The organism is Streptomyces sp. NRRL S-1813, assembly GCF_000719605.1.
Classification (GTDB): Bacteria; Actinomycetota; Actinomycetes; order Streptomycetales; family Streptomycetaceae; genus Streptomyces; species Streptomyces decoyicus.
Genome location: NZ_JOHB01000019.1, coordinates 42062 through 50777, shown reverse-complemented (window position 1 = coordinate 50777; position 8716 = coordinate 42062). Strand labels below are relative to the sequence as shown.

At 68.9% G+C, this 8716-nt stretch carries 8 protein-coding genes; 4 read left to right on the top strand and 4 right to left on the bottom strand.

Translation table 11 applies throughout. The features are described from left to right. Nucleotides 1-22: 22 nt before the first annotated feature. The 3 genes from IF67_RS0124455 to IF67_RS43865 all read right to left on the bottom strand — a co-directional run bounded on the left by IF67_RS0124455 (nucleotide 23) and on the right by IF67_RS43865 (nucleotide 4134). A complete protein-coding gene (locus IF67_RS0124455; protein ID WP_030989075.1) occupies nucleotides 23-1378 on the bottom strand; it encodes a serine hydrolase domain-containing protein in 1356 nt (451 codons plus the stop codon). A gap of 179 nt (nucleotides 1379-1557) precedes the next feature. Further along, on the bottom strand, nucleotides 1558-2766 hold the full coding sequence (locus IF67_RS0124450; RefSeq protein WP_030989073.1) for a cytochrome P450: 1209 nt from the start codon (nucleotides 2764-2766) through the stop codon (nucleotides 1558-1560). Nucleotides 2767-3963: 1197 nt separating this feature from the next. Then, the gene (locus IF67_RS43865) at nucleotides 3964-4134 is read right to left on the bottom strand and encodes a hypothetical protein (RefSeq protein ID WP_158713158.1); all 171 of its coding nucleotides are present in this window, start codon (nucleotides 4132-4134) and stop codon (nucleotides 3964-3966) included. Between the two features lie 441 nt (nucleotides 4135-4575). On the opposite strand from IF67_RS43865, the gene IF67_RS46020 reads away from it, so the two are divergent. The 4 genes from IF67_RS46020 (at nucleotide 4576) to IF67_RS0124420 (ending at nucleotide 7184) form a co-directional block, all read left to right on the top strand. Continuing rightward, on the top strand, nucleotides 4576-5073 hold the full coding sequence (locus IF67_RS46020; protein WP_324608892.1) for an STAS domain-containing protein: 498 nt from the start codon (nucleotides 4576-4578) through the stop codon (nucleotides 5071-5073). A gap of 791 nt (nucleotides 5074-5864) precedes the next feature. Continuing rightward, nucleotides 5865-6149 carry a hypothetical protein gene (locus tag IF67_RS0124430; RefSeq protein ID WP_030989070.1) on the top strand — a complete coding sequence of 95 codons (285 nt, stop codon included), beginning with the start codon at nucleotides 5865-5867 and terminating at the stop codon, nucleotides 6147-6149. Nucleotides 6150-6475: 326 nt separating this feature from the next. Beyond that, nucleotides 6476-6745: a hypothetical protein gene (locus IF67_RS0124425; protein ID WP_158713157.1), complete on the top strand. Its 270-nt coding sequence runs from the start codon at nucleotides 6476-6478 to the stop codon at nucleotides 6743-6745. A gap of 145 nt (nucleotides 6746-6890) precedes the next feature. Beyond that, nucleotides 6891-7184 (top strand): hypothetical protein, encoded by a 294-nt coding sequence (locus tag IF67_RS0124420; RefSeq protein WP_030989066.1) that lies wholly within the window; start codon nucleotides 6891-6893, stop codon nucleotides 7182-7184. Here IF67_RS0124420 and IF67_RS0124415 read toward each other — a convergent pair. Continuing rightward, nucleotides 7181-8494: a PucR family transcriptional regulator gene (locus IF67_RS0124415; RefSeq protein WP_030989064.1), complete on the bottom strand. Its 1314-nt coding sequence runs from the start codon at nucleotides 8492-8494 to the stop codon at nucleotides 7181-7183. The genes IF67_RS0124420 and IF67_RS0124415 overlap by 4 nt on opposite strands. Nucleotides 8495-8716: the final 222 nt, after the last annotated feature.

Here is an 8716-nt window from a genome sequence, read left to right as displayed (position 1 = left end):
GTTCGTCCGCGGCGGGCCCGACTCAGGCGGTGGCGGTACGGCGTGCCGTGCGACCGGAGATCTGGAGGCGGTCGATGGCGCCGCTGTCCGGGTCACGCACGAAGCGTCCGCCGGGAACCCGGCGGCCCGACGCGGGATCCACCAGGTCGCAGGTCAGATCCGCGTAACAGACCAGGGGCGCGGGGGTGTCGCCGTTCACGGTCAGCGCCAGGGATCCTTCCGCGTCCGTCATGACCTGGTACTCGACCGTTCCGTTGTGGTACGTCCCGGCGCACTGGGGAAGTGCGACGGCGCGGCCGCGGTCGATCGGGCGCGCGGCCGACGGGACCTGCACCCCGGTGATCAGGGCGATGTCCTCGGCCAGTTCGTGCCACAGGTCGGTGCCGTTGTTGGCATTGCTGGTGAAGGCGACCACCGCACCGCTGTCCGGTTCGGCCCGCAGATGGCAGGAGGTGCCCTGGGCGTTGCCGTCATGGCCGCACCACTGCTGGGTGCCCTGCTGGAAGAGCGCGAGGCCCAGGCCCCAGGCGTCCGCCAGGACGCCCGGAGCGGCCCCCGGTACGGGGCGCCGCATCTCCTCGGCGTCCTCGGGCGTCAGCACCGCGCGGGGGCCGTGTCCGATCACGGCGCGGCCCAGCGCGACCAGGTCGAGCGCGCTCGCCAGCAGGGCACCCGCCGGGGCCTCCACCGGCGCCAGGGTCTGCTGCACCGGGCGCACGCGTCCGGCGGTCGCGTTCACGGAGTGGCCACGGGCCACCGGACGCGTCGGCGCGGAATCCCCGAGGAAGGAGGGCACGGTCCCCAGGGGTTCCAGGACCAGCGCGCGGACGGCTTCCTGCCAGGACATGCCCGTCACCGCTTCGATCAGCCGGCCGGCAGCGACGTATCCGGCGTTGGAGTAGGAGAAACCGGTGCCCGGTGCGCACACCGTGTCCCGGCCCGAGCAGTGCGCGGACAGATAGCGGGCGGGGGTCAGCGCCGCCGCGTCGTCGGAGTCGGGCCCGGCCGGCAGGCCCCCGGTGTGGCTGAGCAGCTGCCGTACGGTGAGGTGGGGTGCCCGCCGCAGCTCCGGCACATGCGTACCGACGAGATCGGTCAGCGCGAGGTCTCCGTCCGCGGCCAGGAGCATGACGATCGCGGCCGTGTAGGGCTTGGTGACGGAGCCCAGCGGCACCGCCGTGTCCGCGGTGAACCGCTCGCCCGTGGCGGCGTCCGCCTCGCCCGTCTGGGCCGTGTACGTCACCGAGTCGACCTGCACGGCGAGTTGGGCCCCCGGCACCTGGTGGGCACGCGCGAGCGTGTCCAGGCGCTCTTGTAAGAGGCGTCGTATGTGTGTCGGCTGCCGGCTCGCGACCGGAGCGCTCGAAGCATGCGGCATGAGAAAGAACTCCCGGAACTCGAAACACGGGGAATGACACGCCTGCCTACCGTGAAACCAACGCGCTCACGGCGTGGGCGAACCAGCCCCTGGGCCTGATCGCCGAGGACGCTCGGCGACCGATCTCCTCACGCGCGCCCGGCCCGTGCAGCCGGGCGCGCCCTCCTGTCCGAACGGCGTTATGCCCTCCGCACCTCCAACGGCAGACGGCGCGCGCTGACGATGACGGCCGGGTTCTGCAACTCGACCTCGCGGCGGTTCGGGACGGTGATGCAGGAGAAGCGGTCCAGCAGTTGGCGCAGCGCGATGCGCGCCTCCAGCCTGGCCAGGGGGGCTCCGAAGCAGAAGTGGATGCCGTGGCCGAAGGTCAGATGCGGGTTGGGATTGCGGCTCACCTGGAACGTGCCGGGATCGGCGAACCGTGCCGGGTCTCGGTTGGCGGAGGCCAGGTTGGCCATCAGGATGGAGTCGGCGGGCAGGGTCCTGCCGCCGAGTTCGACCTCGCGGGTGGTGCGGCGCCCCAGTTCGGGGAAGGGCGGCAGCCAGCGCAGCACTTCCTCGATGGCGTCCGGCAGCCTGCCCGGGTCCGCGCGCACCAGGGCGGCGGCCTCGGGGTACTGGTCGAAGCTGAGCACGGCGTTGCCCAGCAGGGCGGTGGTGGTGATGTGCCCGGCGACCAGCAGCAGGGCCACGAACCCGACGATCTCCTGGTCCGCCATACCCACCCCGTCCACTTCGGCCTCCAGCAGCCTGCTGGTCAGGCCCTCCCCGGGATGTTTCCGGTGGTGACGGATGTGTTCGAGGATGTAGCCGTTCATCTCGCGCACGGTGGGCGCGATGGCCTCCAGCGCGCGCTCGACATCGCTCATGTCCAGCGCGTCGCCTATCTCGTCCCCGCCGAAGAGAGTGGCCGCCCACTCCTGGAACAGCCCGCGGTCGCTCGCCGGCACCCCGAGCAGCTCGGCTATCACGAGGATGGGCAGCGGGTAGGCCAGCGCGTCCACCACGTCGAACCGGTCGCGGTCCTCGACGGCGTCGAGCAGTTCCGCGGTGATGGCGTGGATCCTGGGTTCGAGTCCGGCGATGACGCGGGGGGTGAACGCCTGACTGACGAGAGTGCGCAGCTTGCGGTGCTCCGGCGGGTCCATGCCGACGAAGTTGCCCTGGCGGAAGGTCTCGAAGTCCGGCTGGGTGGGGGTCAGCCCGGAGAAGTCCGAGGAGTAGGTCGCCGGGTCGGCCAGCACGGCGGCGACGCTCCGGTGGTCCAGCACCTGCCAGAGGTTCTGCCGCTCGTCATGGCGTACGGGGGCGGCCTCGCTCAAGGCACTCCACCGGCCGACCAGATCGTCGAAGGCGAAAGGTGCCTCTTTCAGTTCGTTGCTGGTCACCGGTACTCCCTGAAGTGCGGGTCCGGGAGGGTTCGTTCCTCCCCGGCAGTTAAGCGCTGGACTGGTTCGGCGGCCATACCCCTCGAAAAGACGGATCGCCGTGTGACGCAACAGGTTTACTATCACAGCCCTTTCATGACATTGACGGCCTTCTGATTAATTTTGTACTTCCTGTGCGCGAATTGGCGAAGCCAGGTTTGAGCGCACGGCTGTCACGATGTCGGTGCAGTATCCCCAAAAGGGCATCAAGAACCCCCGACGGCACGACCGCTCATAAAGAAACGCGAACGTGAACACCGGTTAAAGGCATGCCGATATGGTCAACCGCCGGACCCCGCAACGAACGACAGCACAGGCTCCTGAATCCGGGATTTGTCGGCGCGGGCACGGCCGCGCCGGCCCTCACTGCATAGCGATCGGCGTCGACGGCGCCGGGATGCCGCGGCGGGCGGTCAGCGGCGACAGCAACAAATAAGCAGTCGTGACGGCCGGCCGGAACACCACCGCGGGCGGAACGTCGGCTCATTACGGACAGAGCCGGGCGTGAAATTCCGCATACCGAGCCCCTTCCTCACCCTTGGCGCAGGCCGCTGAGAGCATGCCGACGGACCCGCCTCACGACTCGATGAAAAAGCCCGCAGAACCCCTCCCCGGCCATTCACCGTTGCACGGACATACGGCAGCGGAGCCGCCGTTGACCATCTCGTTACCACACATCCCCCACTGAAAACCCCCTCGCACATGGCACGTGCCAGGCACCCCGCGCAAGTAAAAGGGTGGCGAATCGCACACGAGCCACCGGCGCCCAAAAGGGAACGAGAGAAACGTAAACATTACCGGTAGGTACAGTTTGCTGTTGTCAGCGAGCCGGGCCCCCGAGCGCTTTCACGCCAGTCCAGCTTGACCGACAGTCTTCACTCCCCGTCATATAATAGCAACCCCCCGCAGTCTGACGGAGAGTGATTTTTAAACCCATTTGCCTTAGCCGGCCAGTAGGCCGCAAGCGGCCTTTGTTACTCCTGAGGCAAGCGAGTTCGACTGTCCGTTCGAACTGAACGCGGAGAGAGGGGCATTGGGCGCTTCCCGGAGAGCGGAACGGCTCTCCAAGGGAACCCGCTGTCCCCGCCGCACGATGATGCCACCACCGCTTTCAGCAAGAAGCAGACCTTGGCAAACCACTGCGGGGAGAGCAAGCCCTCAAGAGCAGATCCGGGCCAGGACCACGGCCGGCGCGGTGAGCCCGAAGACGTTCACCGGGCCGACGGCCCGCATCGAGGTCGGGCAGGCCAGACCGTTGCCACGGTGCCGATGGGCCATCGCGGCCGGCATCCACGGTTGCTCGTCGGCCAGAGCGGCCCCTCCTCCCATGGCTTACTTTCGACGGTCGCTTAATTGGCTGGAATCCATGCCTTGCGGCCGACGCGGATGCCCAGGTAATTGCCCTGCCGCTTACGCAGAAAGAGAGGGCGAATTACTTGCCCGCGCGCAAGCAACTGGGCGACGCAGCACCGGAACGCCCGCGTCATACGCAACCCGGCTGCCGACCACCCGAGTTGACCTGCCGCTCGGCAGCGTCACGTACACGACGACGACGGCGTGCGGGGCGAGCGGCACGAGCGGGGCAGCTCGCCGAGTCGAGGGCCTCGCGCCACGGTCTCGCCGTCGAGCGCCCCAGGACACGGAGACGCGTGCGCACCGCCCGCACGTCCCGTCGTCACTCCCGGCATGCCGGTCGGAGGACATGCCGACGGTTACGATTTGGCGACGGGGTATGGGACAGTGAGGTGACGGAACAGCCTGGTTCGGCTCGTGAGCCTCGCTCGCGCGGCACTCCGCGAGGCGGGATGTGGCCCCCGGCAGCTACCTGCCCTGGCGGCCCGCGAACTCCGGACCACACACGGCGCCCGCCGTGTGCCCGCAGTGTTCGGCTGCTCGAGGCTGCCACCCCAAACCTTTGAGGGCGTTATTCCTTTCAGCATCAGCACCCAGTATCTGGATGACACCGTACTGCTCATGGCCCGCGGTGAGATCGACCGCGCCGCCGATCCCGCATGCGACCGCGCCCTCGCCGCACTGCCCGCGACGCTGTCCAGTGTGGTCCTGGACATGCAGCAGGTGCCGTTCATGGACGTGACGGGCCTGCACTTCCTGTGCGGTCTGCACCAGCACACCACCCGTCATCGCACCCGCCTGCACACCCGCGGCTGGCAGGCGCAACCGCGGTACGTCCTGGATTCGGCCCTGCACCTCGACTTGCAGGGCGCGGACCTGAACACCGTGGTGCGCGCGGCTCTCGACCGGCTCTAGGCCTGTCTTCCCATGGGGGGCTGTTGAGCAGCCTGCGGGCGTGGGGTGCGAACCAGGCCGGCAAGGGCCGGGGAGTGGCGATGCGGGCCGGGGCGCTGCCGCGAGGTGACCGCCGCCGCGGCCCGCCCCGGCCCGCTCCTCCCCTACCCGGGTAACGGACCGTCACGCATGGGGACTTGCGGGCTGAGGCCCTCAACACACCCTGATCTGCCGTCCCGTGAGTATTTCGACTCCTAAGTCGGTTTCGCCGAGGGCTACTTCACTCGGGCAGGACAGTAACTTGCGTAACCGATCACGGCCTCGACCTCGATCGAGGCCACTGGGAACAGGCCACCGCGCTCGGCGTGCACCAGCGCCAGGAGTAGCACCGCGATCGCGCCGATGGTCCAGGAATTCAGCGCTGCCGGACCCGCGACGAGCTGTTGACTGAATAGTGGTATTCCTTGGCGAGGCGCGGCGGGCCACGACGGGGCAATTACTCATCCGGAATTCGATGCGCTATACAAATATGAGGGAGGAGAGGTCACCGCCGAGCCGCCCGTGGGCAACCGGCGGCGGACGGCGAAGACCGCATCGCGGCACAACTGGCGGACCGGACTCCGCCCGCCTCTCCTCCCTCTGTCCCAAGAGTCGGCTTCCCCCTCACACCACCCATAAAGCTGATCTTTGCGGCCTTCTCAAGTGGTGCGCCGTGACAAGACAGCCGAGTGCGGGTCATATGTCGCTACTACTGCGATTCAGGAGGCCGACACTGTGTCGTCCTTCGCGGTAGGCCGAAAGGAACATGCCCCATGCGCACTGCCCGCACCCTGTTCGCCTCAGCCGTCATCACCGCGGTTTTCGCGGTGACGGCTCCCACCGCGATCGCCGCGCCCACGGTCGAGGACAGCGCCACGGTCAGCGCGACCTCGGCACACGGCGACGGCGACGACCATCACCGTAGGGGCGACCGTGACCGCGACCGCGACCACCACTGGTACGGCCACCACAGGCACCACCACTGCAAGCACGGCCACCACAGGCACCACCACCGTCCGGTCGGCGGAATGCACACCGGCGGCGGGGCCATGCGCTAGGACCGGGGCCTGACACCAGGGCCGATCCGCCCCGCCTGACGGCAAGGGCCGGCATCGGCGCAATCGGCTCTCCACTACTCCCGAGTCGACAGCACCGAGTGGGTGCGGCAACAGCCTTGTTGCCGCACCCACTCGGTCCGTCCGGGCACTTCTCGGCGCCGTCCCCGCATGGGCCCCTTCGTCCCTGTCACGCTTCGTCCCTGTCAGGCTTCGCCCCTGTCACGCCCGGGGAACAGCAGCGACACCCCAGCGGCCGAGTACCGGACGGACTCGCAAGTAGCCGCCAGCGATTCGCCGTGGCGGGCGATGGCTGATAGGGAGGTGGCATGAGCGATATCCCTCCTGTTTTGACCGTGACCGCTATCAGCACCATCGGGGTCACGGATGTTCACGACGAGAACGCGGACTCCTGGGTGGTGATCGAGACCGCTGAGCAGGGACAACTGCTGCTGAACCTGCCCGGCCCCCTGTACGAGGCCGCGGTCCAGGCGACCAAGCTTCCGGCCGACCAGCCCGGCCCCGGCCGTCTGGCGCTCACCGAGGCCGAGATCGCCGCCTACCGCGCCCACATCGCCGCCATGGCCGACAACGGCTGAGGACAGCTGAGGACAGCTGAGGACAGCTGAGGACAGCCCAGAACGTCCCCTGCACGCCGGGCGGCAATTACCGCCAGGCCTGCCTTCAGCGCACCATCGAGACCGTCGCGCGTTTCAATGCGCGGAAAGCGGTAACGCGTTGTTCATGTCCAGACGCGCTCGTTACAGCAGCAACGAAGCAGCGAAGGCCGTCGTCGTCATCGCCGACCTCACTGCGTTGATTCTCGGTCTGTGGATTCTCTTCGCTCTCCTCGACGCAAACCGCGCCAACGATCTGGTCAACTTCGTCCACACGGTGGCCGGTTGGCTGGCCGGGTGGTCGCACGATCTGTTCACCATGGACACCGCATGGGTGCGGACCGTGCTGAACTACGGACTGCCCGCCGTGGTCTACCTGTGCATCGGCCACATGCTGGCCGCCCGGATCCGCCGCGCCTAAATGCCCGCGCCACGGAAGGCTCCACGGAAGTGGGAGCGAGGGCCCTCCGTGCGTGCAGGGCCGCCGAGGAGTTCCCCGGCCTGAAGGGCGAGCCAGAGTTCCGCGAGGTCGCCGGTCGTGGCGAGGGTGCGCCCCGTGAGCTGTTCGACCCGCTGCATCCGGTACATCACGGTCTGCTTGTGGACGTTCAGGGCAGCGGCCGTACGCTGCCAGGAGCGGCGGCAGTGCAGGAACACGTCCAAGGAGCCGACCAGATCCGTTCGGTGGGCCGCGTCGTAGGCCAGCAGGGCTCCCAGCACAACCACGACGCGGGCCTCGTCGATGCTCCGCAGGACCGTATGGGCGGAGTCGTCGCCGTACCGGGCCATCCGGTCCTCCGGCATCGCGGCGAGGTTCAGCGCCCACATGGCCTCCTTGTGCGCCGTCGGAAGCCGGTCGGGGACGCCGAGTGCGTTGCCGGCCCCCAGTCGCGTCGAGCAGGTGGGCGAGGAGTTCGCCCTGGACCCGGCGCTGGCGTTCCAGTGCCATCGCGTGCCGGGCCACTTCCACGGCGGCGACGGTGGCCAGGTGGTGCAGGAGCGAGGTGTCGGACGAGGCGCTGCGGAGGCCCTCGACCACCAGGAGGGTCGGCTCCTCGGCGGGGACTTCCACCGCGAGCGAGGTGCCGCTGTCCGACGACGGCAGACGGAGGACGCCGGGGATCTTTCCCTCACAGGCCCTGACCGCCGCCCGGACCGCCGCGCGCAGCTCGGGCGGTGGTTTCGGGCGCCGAGGGGTCCACGGGGTGGGCCGAGGCCGCGTCCAAAAGCCAGCCGGCAGCCCAGTTCGCGGCTCAGCCGGGCCACCGATGGCTCCGCGGGCACGCCTCCCAGAGCGTCGCGGACGGCGGCGTAGACGCGCTCGACCTGGCCGGCCCGTGCGGCATCGTCCCGGGAATCGGCGTCGGCGACCGCCCGTGAGATGGCGGCGAAGCCCACCGAGTACGGGGCCACCAGGAGGGGAATGCCGCAGTCCTCGGCCGCGGCGGCCAGCTCGTCGCACAGGGCGGGCGTCTGCGGGTCCTCCCCGACGACCAGGCCGCTGGCACCGACGTCCGTCAGGTTCCGCAGCAGTTTTGCCTGGTCCGCGCCCAGCGGTGGCAGGGTGCGGCCGTTGCGGATGAGCAGTTCGCCGCCGGCCAGCCAGTCACGAACGCTGTCGAGATCGGAGGCGTGCGCCCAGGAGACCGGTCGGTCGAGCCCTCCCCCGCCGGCGAAGAGATCCAGACGCAGATGCGGAATCCGCACCAGGTCGCCGACGGTCACACGCATGCAGGCTCCTCACCGGCTGGTGGCAATACAGGCTTGTGGCAATCGCCCACTCCTCTTGTTCGATCGCTCAAGGGGCAACCCCGCATTCTCGTTCTCCGACGCGTTGCCGCGTGCCCCGCGCCCCCGGACACTGCTGGTCATCGGGTCGCCGGCCACCCGAGCAAGCCCTTGTCCCCCGTAAGCCCGCAGGAGTCCGCGTGACCCAGCAAGCCCCGCCCTCCC

Bases quoted from the DNA above. Each gene is read 5' to 3' on its own strand.
- IF67_RS0124455 (WP_030989075.1), bottom strand. From the start codon at position 1,378: ATGCCGCATGCTTCGAGCGCTCCGGTCGCGAGCCGGCAGCCGACACAC.
- IF67_RS43865 (WP_158713158.1), bottom strand. From the start codon at position 4,134: ATGGGAGGAGGGGCCGCTCTGGCCGACGAGCAACCGTGGATGCCGGCC.
- IF67_RS0124430 (WP_030989070.1), top strand. From the start codon at position 5,865: ATGCGCACTGCCCGCACCCTGTTCGCCTCAGCCGTCATCACCGCGGTT.
- IF67_RS0124425 (WP_158713157.1), top strand. From the start codon at position 6,476: ATGAGCGATATCCCTCCTGTTTTGACCGTGACCGCTATCAGCACCATC.
- IF67_RS0124420 (WP_030989066.1), top strand. From the start codon at position 6,891: ATGTCCAGACGCGCTCGTTACAGCAGCAACGAAGCAGCGAAGGCCGTC.
- IF67_RS0124415 (WP_030989064.1), bottom strand. From the start codon at position 8,494: ATGCGTGTGACCGTCGGCGACCTGGTGCGGATTCCGCATCTGCGTCTG.